This is a genomic window from Sphingomonas spermidinifaciens, from assembly GCF_002351485.1.
In the GTDB taxonomy this organism is placed as follows: Bacteria; Pseudomonadota; Alphaproteobacteria; order Sphingomonadales; family Sphingomonadaceae; genus Sphingomonas; species Sphingomonas spermidinifaciens.
The window spans coordinates 1-19,943 of the sequence record NZ_NWMW01000002.1 but is presented as its reverse complement, the minus strand read 5'-3'; the positions used below and the strand labels follow the sequence as shown (position 1 = coordinate 19,943).

General features: G+C 68.4%; 22 protein-coding genes and 2 tRNA genes. 9 read left to right on the top strand and 15 right to left on the bottom strand.

Annotation, left to right across the window (positions count from 1 at the left end):
• Window positions 1–36: 36 nt before the first annotated feature.
• From COC42_RS10180 to pgsA, 3 genes are read right to left on the bottom strand one after another with little or no spacing between them, the layout of a single operon-like run.
• On the bottom strand, window positions 37–474 hold the full coding sequence (locus tag COC42_RS10180; protein ID WP_096343250.1) for a molybdenum cofactor biosynthesis protein MoaE: 438 nt from the start codon (window positions 472–474) through the stop codon (window positions 37–39).
• Window positions 471–728 carry a molybdopterin converting factor subunit 1 gene (moaD, locus tag COC42_RS10175; protein WP_096343249.1) on the bottom strand — a complete coding sequence of 86 codons (258 nt, stop codon included), beginning with the start codon at window positions 726–728 and terminating at the stop codon, window positions 471–473. The genes COC42_RS10180 and moaD overlap by 4 nt, the downstream gene beginning before the upstream one ends.
• Complete coding sequence (gene pgsA, locus COC42_RS10170; protein ID WP_096343248.1) at window positions 728–1,282, bottom strand: CDP-diacylglycerol--glycerol-3-phosphate 3-phosphatidyltransferase; 555 nt, start codon at window positions 1,280–1,282, stop codon at window positions 728–730. The genes moaD and pgsA overlap by 1 nt, the downstream gene beginning before the upstream one ends.
• Window positions 1,283–1,401: 119 nt before the next feature.
• Here pgsA and COC42_RS10165 point away from each other — a divergent pair, with 119 nt between their 5' ends.
• Complete coding sequence (locus tag COC42_RS10165) at window positions 1,402–2,691, top strand: MFS transporter (protein ID WP_096343247.1); 1,290 nt, start codon at window positions 1,402–1,404, stop codon at window positions 2,689–2,691.
• A gap of 127 nt (window positions 2,692–2,818) precedes the next feature.
• Here COC42_RS10165 and COC42_RS17670 read toward each other — a convergent pair whose 3' ends face one another.
• Window positions 2,819–2,983: a hypothetical protein gene (locus tag COC42_RS17670; RefSeq protein ID WP_176484631.1), complete on the bottom strand. Its 165-nt coding sequence runs from the start codon at window positions 2,981–2,983 to the stop codon at window positions 2,819–2,821.
• A gap of 84 nt (window positions 2,984–3,067) precedes the next feature.
• On the bottom strand, window positions 3,068–6,394 hold the full coding sequence (locus COC42_RS10160) for an amidohydrolase family protein (protein ID WP_096343246.1): 3,327 nt from the start codon (window positions 6,392–6,394) through the stop codon (window positions 3,068–3,070).
• Window positions 6,395–6,462: 68 nt separating this feature from the next.
• Between COC42_RS10160 and COC42_RS10155 the strand changes: the two genes are divergently transcribed.
• On the top strand, window positions 6,463–6,879 hold the full coding sequence (locus COC42_RS10155) for a DUF1810 domain-containing protein (RefSeq protein WP_096343245.1): 417 nt from the start codon (window positions 6,463–6,465) through the stop codon (window positions 6,877–6,879).
• Window positions 6,880–7,075: 196 nt separating this feature from the next.
• Here COC42_RS10155 and COC42_RS10150 read toward each other — a convergent pair.
• A tRNA-Gly gene (locus COC42_RS10150) sits at window positions 7,076–7,150 on the bottom strand.
• A 160-nt stretch (window positions 7,151–7,310) separates the two neighbouring features.
• Here COC42_RS10150 and COC42_RS10145 point away from each other — a divergent pair.
• From COC42_RS10145 to COC42_RS10135, 3 genes are read left to right on the top strand one after another with little or no spacing between them, the layout of a single operon-like run.
• Window positions 7,311–8,222: a tetratricopeptide repeat protein gene (locus COC42_RS10145; RefSeq protein ID WP_281253094.1), complete on the top strand. Its 912-nt coding sequence runs from the start codon at window positions 7,311–7,313 to the stop codon at window positions 8,220–8,222.
• Complete coding sequence (locus COC42_RS10140) at window positions 8,219–8,827, top strand: LON peptidase substrate-binding domain-containing protein (protein WP_096343243.1); 609 nt, start codon at window positions 8,219–8,221, stop codon at window positions 8,825–8,827. The genes COC42_RS10145 and COC42_RS10140 overlap by 4 nt, the downstream gene beginning before the upstream one ends.
• On the top strand, window positions 8,824–9,003 hold the full coding sequence (locus COC42_RS10135) for a Trm112 family protein (RefSeq protein ID WP_096343242.1): 180 nt from the start codon (window positions 8,824–8,826) through the stop codon (window positions 9,001–9,003). The genes COC42_RS10140 and COC42_RS10135 overlap by 4 nt, the downstream gene beginning before the upstream one ends.
• Window positions 9,004–9,120: 117 nt before the next feature.
• Here COC42_RS10135 and COC42_RS10130 read toward each other — a convergent pair whose 3' ends face one another.
• The 3 genes from COC42_RS10130 to COC42_RS10120 form a co-directional block, all read right to left on the bottom strand.
• Window positions 9,121–9,879: a ubiquinone biosynthesis protein COQ4 gene (locus COC42_RS10130; RefSeq protein ID WP_217991282.1), complete on the bottom strand. Its 759-nt coding sequence runs from the start codon at window positions 9,877–9,879 to the stop codon at window positions 9,121–9,123.
• Window positions 9,880–10,242: 363 nt separating this feature from the next.
• Window positions 10,243–11,370: a DNA polymerase III subunit beta gene (gene dnaN, locus COC42_RS10125; protein WP_096343241.1), complete on the bottom strand. Its 1,128-nt coding sequence runs from the start codon at window positions 11,368–11,370 to the stop codon at window positions 10,243–10,245.
• 165 nt (window positions 11,371–11,535) lie between these two features.
• The gene (locus COC42_RS10120) at window positions 11,536–12,195 is read right to left on the bottom strand and encodes an outer membrane protein (RefSeq protein ID WP_096343240.1); all 660 of its coding nucleotides are present in this window, start codon (window positions 12,193–12,195) and stop codon (window positions 11,536–11,538) included.
• A 178-nt stretch (window positions 12,196–12,373) separates the two neighbouring features.
• Between COC42_RS10120 and COC42_RS10115 the strand changes: the two genes are divergently transcribed.
• Window positions 12,374–12,823, top strand: a complete 450-nt coding sequence (locus tag COC42_RS10115; protein WP_096343239.1) for a hypothetical protein — start codon at window positions 12,374–12,376, stop codon at window positions 12,821–12,823.
• A gap of 4 nt (window positions 12,824–12,827) precedes the next feature.
• Here COC42_RS10115 and COC42_RS10110 read toward each other — a convergent pair whose 3' ends face one another.
• The 3 genes from COC42_RS10110 to hemC are packed head-to-tail and all read right to left on the bottom strand — an operon-like array spanning window position 12,828 to window position 15,300.
• Window positions 12,828–13,700 (bottom strand): hypothetical protein, encoded by an 873-nt coding sequence (locus COC42_RS10110; protein WP_096343238.1) that lies wholly within the window; start codon window positions 13,698–13,700, stop codon window positions 12,828–12,830.
• Window positions 13,697–14,389, bottom strand: coding sequence for a uroporphyrinogen-III synthase (locus COC42_RS10105; protein ID WP_096343237.1), 693 nt, complete (start codon window positions 14,387–14,389; stop codon window positions 13,697–13,699). Before COC42_RS10105 ends, COC42_RS10110 begins: the two co-directional genes overlap by 4 nt.
• Window positions 14,374–15,300, bottom strand: a complete 927-nt coding sequence (gene hemC / locus COC42_RS10100; protein ID WP_096343236.1) for a hydroxymethylbilane synthase — start codon at window positions 15,298–15,300, stop codon at window positions 14,374–14,376. The genes COC42_RS10105 and hemC overlap by 16 nt, the downstream gene beginning before the upstream one ends.
• Before the next feature lie 38 nt (window positions 15,301–15,338).
• Between hemC and tsaD the strand changes: the two genes are divergently transcribed.
• The gene (gene tsaD, locus COC42_RS10095; RefSeq protein ID WP_096344124.1) at window positions 15,339–16,373 is read left to right on the top strand and encodes a tRNA (adenosine(37)-N6)-threonylcarbamoyltransferase complex transferase subunit TsaD; all 1,035 of its coding nucleotides are present in this window, start codon (window positions 15,339–15,341) and stop codon (window positions 16,371–16,373) included.
• Window positions 16,370–17,344 carry an NAD(P)H-dependent glycerol-3-phosphate dehydrogenase gene (locus tag COC42_RS10090; protein WP_096343235.1) on the top strand — a complete coding sequence of 325 codons (975 nt, stop codon included), beginning with the start codon at window positions 16,370–16,372 and terminating at the stop codon, window positions 17,342–17,344. Before tsaD ends, COC42_RS10090 begins: the two co-directional genes overlap by 4 nt.
• 116 nt (window positions 17,345–17,460) lie before the next feature.
• On the opposite strand, the gene COC42_RS10085 is transcribed toward COC42_RS10090, so the two are convergent.
• Window positions 17,461–17,619, bottom strand: coding sequence for a DUF1674 domain-containing protein (locus COC42_RS10085; protein ID WP_096343234.1), 159 nt, complete (start codon window positions 17,617–17,619; stop codon window positions 17,461–17,463).
• A 570-nt stretch (window positions 17,620–18,189) separates the two neighbouring features.
• Window positions 18,190–19,110 carry a thymidylate synthase gene (gene thyA / locus COC42_RS10080; RefSeq protein WP_096343233.1) on the bottom strand — a complete coding sequence of 307 codons (921 nt, stop codon included), beginning with the start codon at window positions 19,108–19,110 and terminating at the stop codon, window positions 18,190–18,192.
• 145 nt (window positions 19,111–19,255) lie between these two features.
• On the opposite strand from thyA, the gene COC42_RS10075 reads away from it, so the two are divergent.
• Window positions 19,256–19,642, top strand: a complete 387-nt coding sequence (locus COC42_RS10075) for a JAB domain-containing protein (protein WP_096343232.1) — start codon at window positions 19,256–19,258, stop codon at window positions 19,640–19,642.
• A gap of 54 nt (window positions 19,643–19,696) precedes the next feature.
• On the opposite strand, the gene COC42_RS10070 is transcribed toward COC42_RS10075, so the two are convergent.
• Window positions 19,697–19,773, bottom strand: a tRNA-Met gene (locus COC42_RS10070).
• Between the last annotated feature and the right edge of the window lie 170 nt (window positions 19,774–19,943).

Below are 19,943 nucleotides of genomic sequence, written 5' to 3'. Positions count from 1 at the left end.
TTATCGGAGGTCAGATCGGCACGGCGGAAGGCCGATCTATCCCCAATCCGCCGCCCGCGCGGCATCCCCCGCCCGCGCCTCGACCCAGCGCGCACCCTCGGGCGTCACCTCGCGTTTCCAGAAGGGGGCGTCGGTCTTGAGCCGGTCGATGCAGTAGGCGCAGGCGTCGAGCGCCGCGCGGCGATGCACGGCGGCCGTCGCGACGAACACGATGCGCTCGCCGGGCAGTATCGCACCGACCCGGTGGACGATCGTCACCGCCGCCAGCCCCCAGCGATCGCGCGCGCCCTCGGCTACCCTCCGCAACGCCGCCTCGGTCATACCGGGATAATGTTCGAGCTCGAGCGTGCTTACCCCATCGTCGGCACGCACGCGGCCGATGAAGCTCGCGATCCCGCCCGCCCCGTCGACCTCGACGCTGGCCAGCTCGGCGGCGACGTCGATCGGCTCGGCCGCAACGAGGACGCGGATCATCCGCCCGTCACCGGCGGGAAGATCGCGATCTCCCTCGCCCCCGCGATCGGCGCGTCGGGCGACGCGAACGACTGGTCGATCGCCGCACGCAGCCGCTCGCGATCGGCAAAAGCGTTCGCATGCGCCGCGCTCCGATCCGCTAGCCAGTCGATCAACGCACCGAGCGTCTCGATGCCGGCGGGCGGATCGATCCGCTCGCTGCCCGTACCCACGACCTCGCGCACCCAGGCGAAATAGAGCATCTCGATCGCCATCAGCTGTCCATGTGACGAAGGCCGACGCGCAGGTAATCCCAGCCCGTCACCAGCGTCAGCACCGCCGCGCTCCACAGGCTGGCAAGCCCGACGACGCGGACGAAGCCCCAGTCGGGCACCGCGCCCGCGAGGATCAGCGCCCCCAGCGCGACGAGTTGAAGCGCGGTCTTCCACTTGGCGAGGCGCGACACCGGCACCGACACGCGCAGCCCGCCCAGGAATTCGCGCAGTCCCGACACCATAATCTCGCGCAGGAGGATGATCAGCCCCGCGATCAGATGCACCCCGCCGATGTCGCGCGTCGAGGCGAGCATCAGGATCACCGCCGCGACCATGATCTTGTCGGCGATGGGGTCGAGGAAGATGCCGAGCTTCGACACCGTCCCCTGCGACCGCGCCAGATAGCCGTCGAGATAATCGGTGAACCCGACCACGCAGTAGAGGACGAAAGCGATGGCATACCCCGCCGCCCATTGCGGCCACCAGAGCAGGCCGACGAGGAGCGGCACCGCGAAGATCCGCGACAGGGTGAGGATGTTGGGCAGTGTCAGCATCGCCCTTCCCCTAACACCGCGCATGCGCCCGTGCGAGCGGGTTGAGCGCCCCTGTCCTTGCGGCTACACCTCCGGCCTCGATCGTTTCGCGTCTCCCAACAAGGCCGGTAGCCCCCCGCATGATCAACGCGCTCGGATTGCTCAAGGAGCGCCGTTTCCTGCCCCTGTTCGTCACGCAGTTCCTGGGCGCCTTCAACGACAATCTGTTCAAGACCGCGATGGTGCTGTTCGCGACGTACCAGATCTTCAACGATCCGGCGGTCGAATCGAACTTCAACGCGCTGGCGACGGGCCTGTCGCTCCTCCCGTTCTTCTTCCTCTCGGCTTTGTCGGGACAGCTTGCCGACAGCTATGACAAGGCGGGCATCATCCGGCTGGTCAAGCTGGCCGAGGTCGGGATCATGATGTTCGGCGCGACCGGCCTCATCATCGCCAAGCACGGTTATGCGACGCCGGGCATCGTGATGATGCTGGGCGCGGTGCTGATGCTCGGCATCCACTCGACCTTTTTCGGGCCGATCAAGTACGCGATCCTGCCGCAGCATCTCGACGAGGATCAGGTGCTGGGCGGCACCGGCCTGGTCGAGGCGGGGACGTATCTCTCGATCCTGCTCGGCACGGTGACGGCGGGCTGGATCGGCGTGGAGGCGGCGGCGGCGCTGGTGATCGTCGTCGCGCTGGTCGGGCTCGCCGCAGGGCGACAGGTGCCATCGGCGCCGCGCGTCGGGCCGATGCTCAAGCTCAACTGGAATCCCCTTACCGCCTCGTGGCGGCTGATCCGCCAGACGATGCACATCCGCCGGCTGTTCCTCGCCATCTGCGCGATCAGCTTCTTCTGGACCATCGGCGCTGTCCTGATCGTCGTCTTCCCCCCGCTCGCCAAGAACGTCCTGACTGCCGACGAGCGCGTCGCGAGTCTGATGATCGCGATCTTCTCGATCGGCGTGGCGGTCGGATCGGTCATCATCAACTCGATGTTGAAGTCGGAGATTTCGGCGAAGTACTCGCCGATCTCGGTGATCGGCATGGCGCTGTTCGTCGTCGCCTTCTCGATCGAATCGCGGCTGTGGATCCCGGCGCCGCCGGGCAGCCTCTACAATGTCTGGCACTTCGTCAGCCATCCGCAGTCGCTGATCGTGCTCGGCACGCTGATGGGCATCGCGACCACCGGCGGCATGTTCGTCGTGCCGCTCTATGCCTTCCTGACGACGACGGTGACCAAGGACCAGACCGCGCGGACGGTCGCGGCGAACAATGTCGTCAACGCCGGCGCGATGGTGGTCGGCGCCGCCGCGGTCATCGCCCTCACCGCGCTCGGCGTGGGACCGGCCGACATGCTGCTGGTGGTGGCGGGCATGTGCCTGATCTCGGCGTGGATCGCCCGCCGGCTTCATCTGGCGTGCGATTGACGCCGAGATCAGGCGGACTTCGCTGCGACGATCATCATGCCAGCGAAAGCCGGATTGCCCGGAGCAGCGCACCGCAGGCGCCGCACGCCGCCCCAGCCTTCGCTTGGGCGACGGCTCCGGTCCCGCCCTACAGCAGGAAGGTGTAGAAGCAGACGAAGAAAGCGGTGAAGCTCAGCGCAAAGAGCTTCACGTCGCTGTCCTCGGCGCGCCGGGCGTTGGCGGCGCGGTCGGCGCGCGTCAGCTTGAGCTGGCGGCGGAGCGGGTGGCTGGGCGGTGCGGCACGAGTCTGCATGCACCCGTTAACGCGCCGTTTACGATTTGGCTCAAGCCGTATTGCGGTTTACGCCCGTCCCGCCGCGGGACGGGCGCCGCCCGGTCACTCCCACCAATAGGGCAGGCGCTTCGCCGTCCCGGTTTCGACCTCGTTCATCGTGCGCGCGTCATAGAGGCGGCCGCCGAGCATCACCCGCGCGATCTTGTCCGAGTTGCGTATGTCCTGGCTGGGATCGGCGTCGAGCACCACCAGGTCGGCAAGCTTGCCGGGTTCGAGGCTGCCGATGTCACGCGCCATGCCGAGCGACTTCGCCGCTTCGATCGTGCCCGCACCCAGCGCCTCGATCGGGGTCATGCCGCCGCGCACGAACGACCAGAGCTCCCAGTGCGAGCCGATGCCCGCCTGCTGGCCGTGGGCGCCGATCGACACCAGCCTTCCAGCCTTTGCAATGCGATGCGCCTCGCGCGCATTGTCGTCGTCGACGAAGTTGCTCTCGGGCGCCTTCACCACCCGCGCGGTGTTGGCGAGCAGCGCGTCGCGGGGCGTATGGATGAGAAGCGGGTTGTCGTAGACGTTGGTCGCCTGCCGCCAATAGGGTTCGCCGGCGAGGCCGCCATAGCTGACGATCAGCGTCGGCGTGTAGTTGGTGTCCGACTGGCCGAACATCTGGACGACGTCGCCGTAGAATTTCTCAAGCGGAATATTGTGCTCGAGCGTCGAGTTGCCGTCGGCGATCAGGTTCATGTCCATGCCGAACAGCGACCCGCCCTCGGCCACCACCTGCATCCCCTCGGCCCGCGCGGCGGCGACGACCATCTGGCGCTGCTCGCGGCGCGGCTGGTTGTAGTTCTTCACCGAATGCGCACCCTGCGCCTTCAGTCGGCGGACATGATCGAGCGCGTCCTGATAGCCGTCGATCCGCGCATAGACGTCGGCCGCCCGCGCGCCATAGATGATCTCGCCGGTCGAATAGATGCGCGGCCCGGTGAGCAGGCCTGCGCGCTGCATCTCCGACGCGACGAAGATCTCGCTCGCGGAGGAGGAGGGATCGTGGATCGTCGTCGTGCCCATGGCGAGATTCTGGAGCAGCGACCAGTTCTGCTGCGGCACCACTTCGTCATCGCCCTGCGGCCCGTGTGCATGCGCGTCGATCAGGCCGGGAATGATCGTCTTGCCGGCAACGTCGATCGTCTTCGCACCCGCGGGTACCGGCGTGGAGGCACGCGGCCCCACCGCGACGATGCGGTCGCCGCGAATCACGATCGTGCCGTCCTCGACGATGCCGCCGTCCGTGCCCGCCATGGTGACGATCCGCGCGCCGGTCAGCGCAAGCGTGGCGCTGGGCTTCGCCGCCTCGACGGGCATCGACAGGTCGAGGCCGGTCGTGGGGGGCACGAACTTCGCCGCATTCTCGCCCGTGGGCGCGGTGGGGAAGAGGCGTGCCCGCTCCGCCGTGTAGAGCGTAGGGCCGGTCGACCAGTGGATACGGTCGCCCTTCGCCGACCAGTTAACATAGGTCGCGCCATTGGCGCTGACGCGCGTCACCGGCAGCGCCTTCGACTCGGGGTCGATCTCCAGCGCCTGGTTGCCAGGCACGAGCGGGACGACGAACGCCTCGTAATTCTGGATGAACGCCGCGGTCCGGCCATCGGGCGAGACCGAGAAGTTGGTCGCAAGCTCGCCGATGAAATGCGTCTGCTTCGCGCCGCCGCTGAGGTCGGTGGAGACGAGCACTTGCTTGCCCGCATCCTCGCCCACCATGAACACACGGTCGCTGGCCGCGCCGAACTGCGGCAGCGCCATGCCCCTCGCGACGAGCATCGGCGCGCCGCCGCTCGCCGCCACGCGATAGACCCCGTCGTCGAGCGCATAGCCAGGACGCGTCACTCGCCGCGCCCCCTTGCCCTCGAACACGATCGTCTCGCCATCGGGCGAGAACCGGGGGCGCGCATAATGGCCCGCGCGCGTCGTGATCGCCTTCGCTGCGCCGCCTGCGGCCGGAACGGTCATCAGCCGCCCGGCGCCCGCATCGGTCCAATCGACATAGGCGACGGTCCGGCCATCGGGCGACCAGGTGGGGAATAGCTCCCGCCCTTCACCGCCCCGCGTCAGCCGCCGCGCCGGGCCGCCCGCCATCGGCTTGACGTAGAGCTTGCCCAGGCTCTCGAACACAACCTGGCGACCATCGGGCGACACACTGGCGAAGCGCGGCATCTTCGTGGTGAAGCGCGCCTCGCCGACCGTGATTTGCGGATGCGGTGCCTGCGTCACGGTGCGCGTGTCGGTGACACGAAAGGGAATCTGCCGCGCCTGTCCGCTCTCGACGTCGATGCGGTTGAGCTTGCCGCCCGCCCAGACGACGATCTCCTTGTCGCCGGGCATCCACGCCATGTTGGGATAAACGCCGGTGACGGCCCAGGTCTCCTGCACGTCCTGGTCGAGCGCGTCATAGACCTTGCGCTCGGCCCCGCTCTCCAGATCGCGGACATAGAGCTTCGATCGCGTCGCCTCGCGCCGGACGAAGGCGATCTTCTTGCCGTCATGCGAAGGCTGCGGCCGGACCGAGCCGCCATTCCCGGTCACGACCGCGCGCGTCTCGCCGGTAGCCAGGTCCACCTGCTCGATGTGGAACAGGTCGGTGTTCGAATCCTGCGCGTATTCGAAGATCGGGCCGGGCGTGACGTTGCGCGTGAAATAGACCGACTTGCCGTCGGGCGCGAAGATCGGCTCGCCCAGTTCCTTCTGGTGCCGCTCGTCGGGTCGCTTGACCAGCCGCACGCCGGCTCCGCCCGAGACATGGTACATCCACACCTCGCCGGTGCCGAGGCTGCGACCGGTCGTGAAATGCTTCTTTGCCACGATATATTCGCCGTCGGGCGACCAGCTCGGCTGGTTGAGGAGGCGGAAATCCTCCTTCGTCACCTGGCGCTTGTCGCTGCCGTCGGCGTTCATGATCCAGATATTGTCGCCGCCGCCGCGATCGGAGGTGAAGGCGATGCGCCGCCCGTCGGGCGAGAAGCGCGGCTGCACTTCCCATGCGAGCCCCTCGGCAATGCGGGTCGGCGTGCCGCCGGCGATCGGCATCGTATAGATGTCACCGAGCAGCGTGAACGCGATCGTCCGCCCGTCGGGGCTGACATCGACGTCCATCCAGCTTCCCTCGTCGGTGTCGATCCGTACCTGGCGAAGCGCGGCGCCCGGCGGCGCATTGACGTCCCACCTCGCCTTCTTGTCGGCGGGAGCGGCGGGTGCCTGCGCCGTTGCCGCGGGCGGGGCGGGTTGCGCGGGCGTCGGCGCGGGAGCGCGCGCCTCGTTCTCGGGGGCTTCGGTGGCCTCGACCGGCGGCTGGCTTTGCGTCGGCGGTGTCTGCGCCTGCGCGCTCCCGAGCGCGAGCGACAGGGCGATGAACGAGACGGCGGTACGCGGCATGAAGGGCTCCCCGACTGGATCGTTATTTGGTGCCGTGCGTAACCACCGCCTGTCGGAAGGGCAATGCCATGGCTCAAGCCTTTGATCTCGAACGCTTCGTCGCCGCGCAGGAGGGCGTCTACCCGATCGCGCTGACCGAGCTTCTCGCGGGCGAGAAGCAGAGCCACTGGATGTGGTTCATCTTCCCGCAGATCGAGGGGCTGGGGCGCAGCGCAATGGCGCGCGCCTATGCGATCGCATCGCTTGATGAAGCGCGCGCATATCTCGCGCATCCAGTGCTCGGCGCGCGCTATGTCGAATGCGTCGGGGCGCTGCTGGCGCACCGCGACCGATCGGCCGAGGCGATCATGGGCGGAATCGACGCGATGAAGCTTCGCTCTTCGCTGACGCTGTTCGCGGCCGCGGGCGGCGGCGCGCGGGTCGCGGCGGCGCTGGCGGCGTTCTTCGGCGGGCCGGATGCGGCGACGGTGGAGAGGTTGGGTTAGAGTCCCCTTCAACCCCGTTTGCCCTGAGCTTGTCGGCGGGCTGCCCCTCTTCTTAATGCGCTGAAGAGGGGAAGAAATGACAGAAAGAAGCGTGAGCACGCCGCGGCGAGACCGCGGCGTCGGTCGGTTGCTCTGCCACCACCGGCCGGTCCGCTGCTAATTTGCAGATTAGCGCTGCTAATCAGCAGCACCGAACTGGAGCGGGCGAAGGGATTCGAACCCTCGACCCCAACCTTGGCAAGGTTGTGCTCTACCCCTGAGCTACGCCCGCTCTGGCGTCATCGACCGGGAACCCCGTGTCGAGGCGGCGGCCACTAGCATCGGCCCCAAGGGTCCGCAACCCCTTTTTCGTGACCAAGGCAGGGGTTGGCCTGTCGCGGCGAAAGGCCCACATGGGGGCATTGTCCGTTTCACCATCAAGGGGTGCCGCCTTGGCCACGCTGGGTCTTTCCGCCGCCGACAAGGAAGCCGTCGAGGCGTTCCGCCGCGACATCGTCGAACCGTCGATGACCGAGCTGGTGATCGTCTATTTCACCGCGGAGTGGTGCGGCCCGTGCAAAGCGCTCGGCCCGGTGATCGAAAAGGTGGCGGGCGAATATGCGCCCAAGGGCGTGCGCCTCGCCAAGATCGACGTCGACAAGAGCCAGTTCATCGCTGCGCAGTTCCAGGTGCGCTCGGTTCCGACCGTCTATACCATGTTTCAGGGCCAGCTCGTCGCCGATCTGGGGCAGGCGCGGACCGAATCGGCACTCAAGGCGAATCTCGACCAGATCCTCCGCCAGTTGCCGATCGCCGGCGCTGACCAGCAGGCCGAGGCCGAACTCGAACCGCTGATCGAAATGGCCGAGGGTGTGCTGGGCGAGGGCGACTCGGCACGCGCGCTGTCGATCTACGACCAGCTTGCCGAGATGGCGCCCGAGCATGCCGCGGTCGCGGGTGGCCGTGCACGCGCGTTGATCGCACTTGGCCGATTGGACGAGGCCGAGGGCGCACTCGCCGCGCTGCCCGACGAGGCGGCGAAATCGCCGGAGGTCGCCCGCGCCAACGCCGCGCTGGCGCTCGCGCGCGAGGCGGCGCCGGTCGACGACCTGGCCGGGCTGAAGGCACAGGTCGCGGCCAATCCCGACGATCCTGCGCTCGCCTACGAACTCGCGGGTGGACTGATGGCGGCGGGCGAGCGCGACGCCGCTGCGGATCTGCTCCTCAGGATGATCCAGGCCGATCGTGACTGGAACGAAGGGGCGGCGCGCCAGCGGCTGTTGAAACTATTCGAGGTCGTCGGGCTCGAGGACCCGTGGGTGTCGCAGCAGCGCCGCCGCCTGTCGGCGATCCTGTTCGGATGAGCGCCACGCGCCTCTCGGTCTTTCCTCTCGGGGGCGCGATCCTGTTTCCCGGGATGCACCTGCCGCTCCACATCTTCGAGCCGCGATATCGCGCCATGGTGAGCGACGCGCTCGCGCGAGATCGACGGATCGGCATGGTTCAGCCGCGCGGGCCCGGCGAGCCGCCGCCGCTCTTCGAGACCGGCTGTGTCGGCCGGATCGTCGATGTCGAGGCGCATGACGACGGCCGCTTCGATATCGTGCTCGAAGGGCAGGCGCTGTTCCGCATCGTCCGCGAACTCGACGTGGCGACGCTGTTCCGGCAGGTCGAGGCCGAGCTGCTGCCTCGTGCCGAGGCCGAGACGCTCAGCCTCGGCATGCGCGCGTCGATTGAGATGGAATCGCGCCGCTTCGCCGAGGTGCATGGCTATGCCGTCGATTGGGAAGCTGTGACGAGGCTCGACGACGAGAGCCTTGTTAACGGCATTGCCCAGATCGCGCCGTTCGACGTCGCGTCGAAGCAGGCGCTGCTCGAATCGGCGACGCTCGACGACCGGGCCGAGTTGCTCGTGCAGTTGATCCAGTTTTTTGGCCGTCATGGTCAGGACGACGCGACGCTGCAATGACGGCGCCGCTCGACCCGTGGCTCCTCGAACGGCTGGTCTGCCCGGCGACGCGCACGCCGCTGCGGCAGGAGGGCGACCGGCTGGTGTCGGACGCGGCCGGCTTGGCATATCCGATCCGCGACGGCGTGCCGGTGCTACTCGTGGAGGCGGCGGTGCGGTTCGCAGAGGCTAAGTAGAAGAAGGCCGAATCGGCAATCCGGATCAAGTCGGGCATGACGATCGCGGGGGTTAATCCCCTTCAACTGTCGTCAAGGCGGATTGGTCGGGGCGCCGCTTCTTCTCTGCTGTCAACGTCAGATGCCGCTCAAGCCCCTGCCCCGCAGCCACGCCTGCGCGCGCTGATACGCCACCGGCTCGACGATTCCGAGCCGACGCCGCGCGGCGTCGAGCGGCTCAGCCAGCAGCGCCTCGTAATCCTCGCCATGCAGCCAGGCGGCGCGCCGGCCGTTTCGGTATCCTTCCCACACCGCGCGGGCGAAGCGCGTGTCGCGGGTGATCTTGAGACTCTTGAGCGCCGCCATCGCACCGATCGCGCCCCAGCCCAGCCCGCCGGTCTGCGCGTAGCTGAACGCGACGAGGCAGGCCTCGCCCAACGGTTCCTCGGCGGTGTAGCCCGTCAGCACGTGCCAGATGTCGTGAACGTCGCGCTCCCGCCGCCCGAACCAGGCATAGGGATGCTCGCTATCACGAAACTCGGCGTTCTCGGCATAGCTGATATCGGCCAGCCCCTGTGCCGAGAAGCCCGTGCGATCGAGGAAAGCGCGATAGGCGGCGCCGACGGATCCCGCCGGAAACGCGTCGATCCAGCCACGATCGCCAAGGCGATCAGCCAGTTCGACATGACGAAACGCAATCCGTCCGCCCTCTGCGGAGCGAAGGAGGCGGGTGTAGTTTCGGTGGCTGGTATCAGCGTTGAGGGCGCGCATGATCCGAAACACCTGTTCGGTATCTTCGGGATCGCGCAGCAAATTACGTACGGCAATCCACGCGGCCCGCCAGTCGCGGTGCAGCGGGCGGCCCGGGTTGAATCCTGCCGTCAACGGCTCCGGCACGTGGCCGGCTATGTCGGGCTGCGTGGCGACCGGCGCACTCCTTATTGACACTGTTGTCAATATATCAGGCGCGGAAGCGGTACAAGCCTCAGACCAGCAGCAGCGCCACGATTGCCCAGAAGAGCACGATGATCGCTGCAGAGAGAATATAGATCGTCAGATTCGACAGGCCGCCTGTCATCGCCCGTCCTTCGGTGGACATCAGATTGTCCATGGGTGGCGTACCCATCATCTCGCCTCTCCAGCCTGTCTTGTTTGTAAAACAAGTTACCGCATCTGAAGCGTGCGTAAAGGCCGGTTAGGTACCAAACTCGTCAAAATTCGCGTGATATTAGTGCAAGTTGCAGCGCAGCACGACCGATCTCAAACTCGCATGGGCATAAGGACGTATAGCGCCGGGCTCTTGTCGTTCTCGCGAATCAGCGTTGGCGCTGCAGCGTCGGCGAGGTGGACCTCGACGCTGTCCCCCTCGATCTGGTGAAGGATATCGAGCAGGTAGCGGCTGTTGAACCCGATCTCCAGCGGCATCGCGGCATAGTCGCCAGGGACTTCCTCGGCCGCGGCACCGTTCTCGGGGCTCGTCACCGACAGCGTGATCTTGTCGCGATCGACCGCCATCTTGACCGCGCGCGTCTTTTCGGTGGCAATCGTCGAGACGCGGTCGACACCCTCCATGAAGCTCTTGGGATCAAGCTTGAGCAGCTTGTCGTTGGCGGTCGGGATGACGCGCGAATAATCGGGGAAGGTGCCGTCGATCAGCTTCGACGTCAGGATCGCCTGCCCCAGATCGAAGCGGATCTTCGAGGGGCTGAGCGACACGCCCACCGACCCGTCGACCTCGTCAAGAAGCTTGCGAAGTTCGCCCACGCATTTGCGCGGCACGATGACGTCGGGCATGGCCTCGGCCCCCTCGGGCCGCGCGACGGTGACACGGGCGAGGCGGTGGCCGTCGGTCGCGGCAGCCTTGAGCACGGCCTGTCCGCCCGCCGGACCGCCATCGTCGGCGACGTGGAGGAAGATGCCGTTGAGATAATAGCGCGTCTCTTCGGTCGAGATCGCGAAGCGCGTCTTGTCGATGATCGCCTTGAGCGTCTCGGCCGGCAGCTCGAACTGCGTCGGCAACTCGCCCTCGGCAATTACGGGAAAGTCGTCGCGCGGCAACGTCGCCAGCTGGAAGCGCGCGCGCCCGGCAACGACGGTCAACCGCCCCTCGGCCGCCGCCAGCTCGACCTGCGCGCCTTCGGGCAGCTTGCGAGCGATGTCGAACAGCGTGTGTGCCGACACGGTGGTCGCGCCCGCCTGATCCACCGCTGCGGCGATCGTCTCGTCGATCTGTAGGTCGAGGTCGGTCGCCATCAGGTGGATCGTGCCCTGGGCCTGCGCGTCGATCAGCACGTTCGAGAGGATGGGAATGGTGTTCCGCCGCTCGACCACAGACTGGACGTGACTCAGCGCCCGGAGCAGGGTCGCGCGTTCGATCGTCGCCTTCATTTCAATCCCCCGGGGCCGCGCCCCACCAACGTCCACGCCTCCGCGCCCGGAGCGGCCCTCGAAGCCACCTATGTCTAGCGCGAAAAAGGGCCGGAGCAAGCCGCTCCGGCCCTTCGTTCGACTAGGTCCGCGGGGTTAACGCCCCGCTAACGAAGCTCGCGCCGATCAGAAGCGCAGGCCAACACCGGCAACGACCTGATGGCGGTCGGTATCGACGTCGAACCGGCCCGTCGTCGCCCCGTCGGGATATTCGAGACGCGCCTGCTCGTAGTTCGAGTAACGATACTCGAGCTTGGCGAAGGTGTTGGTGCCGATTGCGCGCTCGACACCCGCGCCCAGGCGCCAACCGTCGAGGTTGAAGTTGGTGTCGAGTTCGGTCTCACCGTCGCCGGCCAGCACGTTGAGGCGCGTGTTGGTGTAGCCGCCCTTGGCATAGACCAGCGTCGACGGGTCGACGAGTGCACCGACGCGCGCGCCGACATAGATGTCGCGGCCGGTCGAAACCTCGCCGAAGCCGAAGGTGTTGGGATTGACCCGGTTGGTCTCGACCTTGCCGGTCGAATCGGTCAGTTCCGCCTCAACGCCGACGAGCGCGCCGCCGAAGGCGAAGTCGTAGCCGATCTCGCCGCCATAGAGGAACCCGTCGACCGTCTGGTCGTCGCCCTCGACATCGCTGTCCTCGCTCGACCCCGGCCGGATGCCGTCATAGCCGCCGAGCACGGCGATGCGCGGGCCGGTGAAGACGGGGTTGACCTGGTCCTGCGCGAGCGCGGGAGCGGTGAAGGCGGTGGAAGCGACGAGTGCCGCGGCGATTGCGTAACGCATGGAAAACTCCTTACCTGAACACACATCCGGCGCGCTGGCAGCGAACCGGACGGGGCGCTCAAATGGGTGCGTCGCAGCGAAGTTGCATGAACGGCAGATAAACGGGGATTTCGGTGGCAATTGCGCAACAGGGGGTTGAACCAACCCTGCCCCATTCCAACGCCGCAATCGGTCCCGCATGAGCCATCTTGCCGCCCTGATGCTGGCGTTTTCGCCGACCGCGATCGGCGTGTTCGATGCCTGGGGCGCGTTCGCCGACAATGGCCCGCGGCGCTGTTATGCGATGAGCGCGCCGGTCCAGCGAGGCCGCCGGGGATTCGTCGCGGTTGGCGTATGGCCGGCATCGGGACCGCGGCCGCAGCTTCACGTGCGGCTCAGCCGGCCGCGTAGCGACGCGGCCCGCGTCACCCTCACCATTGGCGAGCGGCGCTTCCGCCTGACCGCGGGGCCGCGCGACGGCTGGGCGCCCGATAGCGAAACCGACCGCGCGATCGTCGCGGCGATGCGCGGCGCACGCAGCCTGAGCGTCGAAAGCGTCGGCACTGATCGCCGGCCCTTCGCCGATGTCTATCGCCTGTCGGGGGCGGCGACGGCGATCGACGCGGCGCGCGTCGCCTGCGCGACCTGAGCGGTCAGCGCGGCCGCGAGGGCGTCGGAAGCGCGGCCGGCGGCGGCGGGGCCGGCGGTGGCTCCGGTAGCGACAGCGCCGTCGCCTCGATGACGTTGAGCGCGCGGCGTGCCTGAACATAGCGCTGCGCGGCCTGAAGCCAGCCCTGCGCCCCCTGCGCGCCGGGCATCCGCGCGACCTCGGCCATCGCCGCCTCGACATTGCCGGCATCGACCAGCCGGCGCGCGCGCGTCAGCCGGTCGGCGGGACGCGCACTCGGCGTCGTCTCCTGACGCAGCACCACGAGCCCGGCGAGCTCGCGGCGCAGCGCCGGCCACCACCCGTCGCGCGTCCCGCTCATCAGCGTCGGCGCCATCGATTCGAGGCCGAGGCGCAGATCCTCGAGCGTGACAGGCGACGCCGCGGCCGCCGTTACCGCCGCGACGGCGGTGGGACGCACCGCGCCAAACCGCTCGCGAAGCTGCGCATCGACATAGCCGAGCGGCAGGCCGCGATCGAGCGCCCGGCGCGCGGCAAAGGCGACCAGCACACCCTCGGCGCGCCGCGCATAAGCGGAGGCAAGGCGCGAATCGCCCTCGATGCCCGACAGTTCGGTCTCGAGCGCCTCAAGCCGCGCGGCCAATGCGATCTCGCGCGCATAAAGCGAAGTGAGGTCGGCGCCCGGCTCCGCGTTGGCGGGTGCGGCGGGCGTTCTGGGGAGAGCCGTCGCAGCGGCCCGTGCTGCCGCGGGCGCGCGCCAACGCTCCCACACCGGGGCGATCCACAGCACCGCCACGACGATACCGATGCCGAGCGCCAGCAGGATGGCGATGAGCAGCGACAGGCCGCGGCCGCGCCGACGCGGGCGCGCTTCGAACGAAACTTCGTCGGCGATCATGGCACCTTATCCCTGCCGCCATCGGGGCGGTCAATCGAAAGCGCCGCGGCGATCAGCGCGTCGTCGCGCGGCACAGGCGCGGCCGTCGCCGCGCGCCACCCCTCGCCCGCTGCCCGAAGCGCCGCCGGGCTGATCGCCGCCACCGCGATCGTCGCACGGCCGAGCCCAGCGGCACTGGCGAGGGTGGCCAACCGCGCCCCTGCGCGCGCCGAATGGATCAACGCGGTCGATCCCTCGAGCACCGCCAGTGCGCCGGGCGCCGGGTCGTCCGGCTCGCTCGCATAGACCACCACCGTCTCGCCCAGTCCGAGCCCCCGATGGTCGCGTCCGGTGAGGTGCAGCGGACGCTCGGCGCCGATCGAGGCGAGCATCGGAGGTAGATCCGCTGCATCGCCCTCGCCCATGGCAGCGACGGCGAGGCCCGCCGCTTCGGCCGCCCGCGCCGTAGCGGCGCCCACGGTAACGACCGGAAGCCCGCCATAGCGGACAAGCTGCGGCCCGGCATGACGCACGGCGTTGGCGCTCGTCAGTACCAGTGCATCAAAGCCCGCTGGGTCGGGCGCCTCCCATGGAACCGGCCGCACCTCGAACAGCGGCAGCGCCACCGCCTCGACGCCGCCCGCGCGGATTGCGGCACAGGTCGCGGCGTTGCCCGGTTCGGGGCGCAGGACGATCAGGCGGCGTCGCATGATCCGAAGCGCGCGCAGACCGCCGCCGGCGCGCGTTCGATCAGGTCTCGCGCCAGCGCTCGCGCCAGCGTGATCCCGTCATGGCCCGACAGCGAGCCCGTCACATGCTCGGCCCCGTCTTCGCTCAGGAGCTGCGCCGCCAGGACCATCACTCCGCCCTCGAACCGCGCATGCGCCGCGACGGGCGAGTGGCAGTCAGCCTCCAGCGCCGCGAGCAGCGCCCGCTCGGCCATGACGCAGGCGTGGGTGTCGGCATGGTCGATCGCGCCGACCAGCGCGCGCGCATCGGCATCGCTCGCGCGCACCTCTATCCCGATCGCCCCCTGCGACGGCGCGGGGAGCATCGTCTCGATCGGCAGCGCCACGCCTACTTCGCCGCGCCCCAAGCGTTCGAGCCCGGCCGCGGCGAGCAGCGTAGCGTCGGCCTCTCCCGTCGTCAGCTTGGCGATGCGCGTATCGACATTGCCGCGAAGGGGGACGATGCGCAGGTCGGGCCGCATCCGCCGCATCTGCGCCGCACGCCGGGGCGAGGAGGTGCCGATCGCCGCGCCCAGCGGCAGCGCCTCGATCGAGGACGCGCCCAGCAACCGCTCGCGCACGTCGGCGCGCTCAAGGATCGCGGCGATGACGATGGCGCTCGGGCGAATCGTCTCGACATCCTTCATCGAGTGCACTGCGCAGTCGATCTCGCCCTCGATCAGCGCGCGGTCGAGCTCCTTGGTCCACAGCGCCTTGCCGCCGATCTCGGCCAGCGGCCGGTCCTGCACGCGGTCGCCGGTGGTGCGGATCGGCACGATCTCGAACGCCGAGGCGTCCCGCTCATGCGCCGCGGCGAGCAGCGATCGCGCCAGATTGGCCTGGGTGAGCGCCAGCGGCGAACCGCGCGTGCCGATGCGGAAGGGTCGGGCCATGGCCTTGTGCTAACCGGACGCGCGGCTAGATGGAAGCGATGGCGCTGATCCTTGGCATCGAATCGAGCTGCGACGAAACCGCCGCGGCGCTCGTCACCAGCGACCGGCGGATCCTCTCGCACAAGCTGGCGGGGCAGGAAGCCGCGCATGCCCCCTATGGCGGCGTGGTGCCGGAGATCGCGGCGCGCGCGCATGCCGACATCCTCTCCCCCTTGATCGAGAGCGCACTGGCAGAGGCCGGCGTGACGCTCGCCGATGTCGATGCGATCGCCGCAACCGCCGGGCCCGGGCTGATCGGCGGAGTGATGGTCGGCCTCGTAACGGGTAAGGCGCTCGCGCACGCCTCGGGCAAGCCGCTGATCGCGGTCAATCATCTGGAGGGGCATGCGCTGAGCCCCCGGCTCGCAGAGCCCGACCTCGCCTTTCCCTATCTCCTTCTTCTCGTCTCGGGCGGGCATTGCCAGTTGCTGCTGGTGCGCGGAGTGGGCGACCACGTCCGCCTCGCGACAACGATCGACGATGCCGCGGGCGAGGCGTTCGACAAGACCGCCAAGCTTCTCGGGCTGGGCTTTCCCGGCGGCCCCGCGGTCGAGCGCGCCGCCGCGCAGGGCGACGCAAATGCGGTGTCGCTCCCCCGCCCGCTGATGGGCAGTGCCGAGCCGCATTTCTCCTTCGCCGGCCTCAAGAGCGCCGTCGCGCGTGCCGCCCAATCGGGCGAGCACCGCGCCGAGGATATCGCCGCCGCCTTCCAACAGGCGGTCATCGATTGCCTGATCGACCGCACGCGCCGCGCGATCGGCAGCGCGCCGGGCGTCACCGCGCTGGTCGTCGCGGGTGGGGTGGCTGCCAATCAGGGCGTGCGTTCGTCGCTTCAGTCGCTCGCCGCGTCCTACGACTTGCCGTTCGTCGCCCCGCCCCTGTGGCTCTGCACCGACAATGCGGCGATGATCGCCTGGGCCGGGGCGGAGCGCCTCGCCGCGGGGCTGACCGACCCGCTCGACACGCCCGCACGCGCGCGCTGGCCGCTCGATCCGCACGCGGCACCGGCGCGCGGGGCGGGGGTCAAGGCATGAGGATCGGCGTCATCGGCGCGGGCGCTTGGGGCACCGCGCTCGCGCAGGTCGCCGCCTCGGGCGGCGAGGACGTGACGCTCTGGGCGCGCGAGCCCGAGGTGGTGGCGAGCATCAACGAGGCGCACGTCAACGCGCTGTTCCTGCCCAAGGCAAAGCTGTCGCCCGCGATCCGCGCCACCGGCGACCTTGCCGATCTGGCCGAAGCCGACGCGCTGCTCGTCGTCGTTCCGGCGCAGCATGTCGGCGCGGTGCTCTGCGAAATCGACGTCGCCGGTCGACCGCTCGTCCTGTGCGCCAAGGGGATCGAGGCGGGTACACGCCGGCTGGTCAGCGAGATCGCCGCAGACGTTCGCCCGGACGCGCCGCTTGCCGTCCTTTCCGGCCCGACCTTCGCGCATGAGGTCGCGGCCGGGTTGCCCACCGCGGTCACGCTCGCCTGTGCCGACCCCGGATTGCGCAATGCGCTGGCCGAGCGGCTCGCAGGGCCAAGCCTGCGCCCCTATGCCAGCGACGATGTAATCGGCGCCGAGATCGGCGGCGCGGTGAAGAACGTGCTCGCTATCGCCTGCGGCGTTGTCGACGGCGCGGGCCTTGGCCAGAACGCGCGCGCGGCGGTGATCGCACGCGGGTTCGCCGAGATGACCCGCTACGGCATCGCCCGCGGCGCGCGGGCGGAGACGTTGAGCGGCCTGTCGGGCCTTGGCGACCTCGTCCTCACCTGCTCCTCGACCAGCAGCCGCAACTTCTCGCTGGGCGTCGGTATCGGCGAGGGGCGCCCCGCCGCCTCGATGCTCGCCGACCGCAGGACCGTGGCGGAGGGCGCCTTTACCGCCCCTGTCCTCCGTGAGGATGCGCGCGCGCGCGGCGTCGACATGCCTGTGACCGAGGCGGTGTGCGCGCTACTCGAGGGGGCAGATGTGGACGCGATCACACAGGCGCTGCTGGCGAGGCCGCTCCGGCCCGAAGCCTGAGCGGCACCCACAAAGCCGTTACATAGCGACAGCTGGGCTTGCGCCCACTACGCAGGCGCCCCGCACTCAGCGGTTCCCGTCTGCGCTGGGATGGCGGCCTTGATTTGACCTAGACGCTAGAAATCGATCGCGATCCCCTTGAGTTCCCAGTCGCCATACCGCACCGGGTCGCGGCCGTCGGGATCGGGCTTCCTCGCCGCCGGCTCGGGCTTGGGCACCGGCGGGCTCTTCGAGAGGTAGGCGGGCGGCTTTACGTGCGGCGGGCGCTGGCCCATCGGGTTGCTCCTTGGCTGATGCACCCGATGTGGCAGCGGCGCGGCGCGCTTCAACCCCTTCATTCAGGCCGCCTCGCCCGTATCCCAGATCAGCGCGCAGGTTCACAAACGCATTGTCGCACGTGCATGCGCAGCAGCAACGCCGTCGATAAGCGTTGCATGCTTGGTATAGTCACGCTGCCCGATGGGGGTCGGGGCCCATCGTGAGCGTCTCTATTCCATTCAGGCTCCTTGGAGCTCGGAACGAGCCACCTGTTCGGCTGAGGGATGAGCAGATCGAACGGCTGCGGCTTTTCATTTCGAGGAGCCACAACAAACCTCGAGTGGGTGACGACGGGTGCTGAGCGCCATCGTGTTCGTTGACCGTAACCGATGCGACTTTCTTGAAGGCGCAGCGGTGGCTCGGCGTTCGTGGGCACGATTCGGATGGGTTCAGCGATGCCCTAGAGGGCCAAACGCATTCCGCCCTGCATCCTGGGCCGCAGGCTGTGCAGCAAACCGGTCCGGCACGATAATCACTGCGACCGGCGCCGCAGCCGCTTCGGCTCGCGGTAGGGACGGCTCAGGCGATCACACGGCTACCGGGGCGGCGATATGCGGGTGGGGGTCGTAGTCGAAGACCTCGAAATCCTCGATGCGGTAGTCGAAAATCGTGGCGGGCTTGCGCCTGATTTCCAGCCTTGGCTGGCCGCGCGGCACGCGGGACAGCTGCTCCGTAACGAGATGCTCGTGGTTCAGGTAGACGTGTACGTCACCCCCGCTCCACACCAACTCGCCGGCCTCCAGGTCGCACTGCTGTGCCACCATCCGCAGCAGGAGCGCGGCCGAAAATGCGTTGAATGCGAAACCAAGTCCCAGGTCACATGAGCGTTGCCACAACGCGCACGACACGCGCCCCCTCGCGACGTGAAACTGGTAGGTCATGTGGCAGGGGGGCAGCGCCATGCCTGGCAGTTCGGCAACGTTCCAGCCGGTGAACAGCAGCCGGCGCGACGTCGGGTTGTTTCGGATGTCGTCAATCAGCCGCGCGATCTGATTGACCGGCTCGCCCCGGCGGAACAGACCGTCGCCCGCCGGCTCATAGGTGTCCCAAGCAACCCATTGCTTGCCATAGACGGGGCCGAGATCACCCCAGCGCTCCGCGAACGCATCGTCGGCTATGATGCGCGCTTCGAAGGAGTCGCGGTCGATGTCCTCACCGGTTTCACGGCGGTAGCGTGCGAGCGGCCAGTCGGTCCAGATGTGGACCCTCTGCTCGACCAGCGGGCGGATGTTGGTGTTGCCGGTGAGGAACCACATCATCTCGCGTGCTGCCGTCTTCCAAGCCACGCGCTTGGTGGTCAGCAAAGGGACCTTGCCGTCCGACAGATCGAACCGCATCGTTGGCCCGAACAGCGAGCGCGTGCCGACGCCGGTGCGATCTCGCCGCTCGTCGCCCCGCGTCCAGACCGCCTCAAGCAGCTCCAGATATTGTCGGTCGAAATGCTCCACGCCGCCGCTCCCTGCTTTCCGGCGCGGTTTAGTGCGACTACCGCCATCGGCAAGTCCCGCGCGCAACCGGGGAGTTGCGTGGCTTGGTACCGTAGCGGACCAGTCTGTGCCATCGGCACGCGGCAGTTCATGGCATGTTCGGCAAATGGGCGCCGCGATTCAATGCCTTGTAGACATCAGCGCCGCACGCGCCATCTTCGCGCCACTGGGCGTCGCGCCGATCGAGATCGCCGCCTTTGCGCTGCTCGATCGGTCTCACCGGATTATCGCCGTGCGCCAGAGCGCCGCCGGCGACGTCGGCGCTGTCGCGATCCCCTTGCGAGCGGTCGCGCAAGAGGCGATGACGCTGAACGCCGCGGGGGTGGTCATGGCGCACAACCATCCATCCGCCGACCCTCGCCCGAGCGCCGCCGACATCGCCGTGACGCGGCACGCCGAGCGGGTCTTCGGCATGCTGGATCTGAAGCTGGTGGATCACTTGATTGTCACGCGGGGCGGGCTGACGAGTTTTCGGTCATTGGGCTTGCTGTAGCGGAGACGCAAATTGCCCCCCGCGGCGTGAGCTGCGGGGGGCGGATGTGTGTGTTGGTTGCGGGGACAGGATTTGAACCTGTGACCTTCAGGTTATGAGCCTGACGAGCTACCGGGCTGCTCCACCCCGCGCCAATTCGGGAACGGCGGCGTTGGCGGTACGGGCCGGAGCCGTGAGGCTCCGCAAGGCCGACTGGCCGCCGCGGCTTATGCCGCGATAGCCAAAGCTGCGAATGCAGCTGCCGGCGCCTGAGGCCAACGAACAAAGTGAATGGGTTTTCCCTGTCGAACGTTCACCGTCT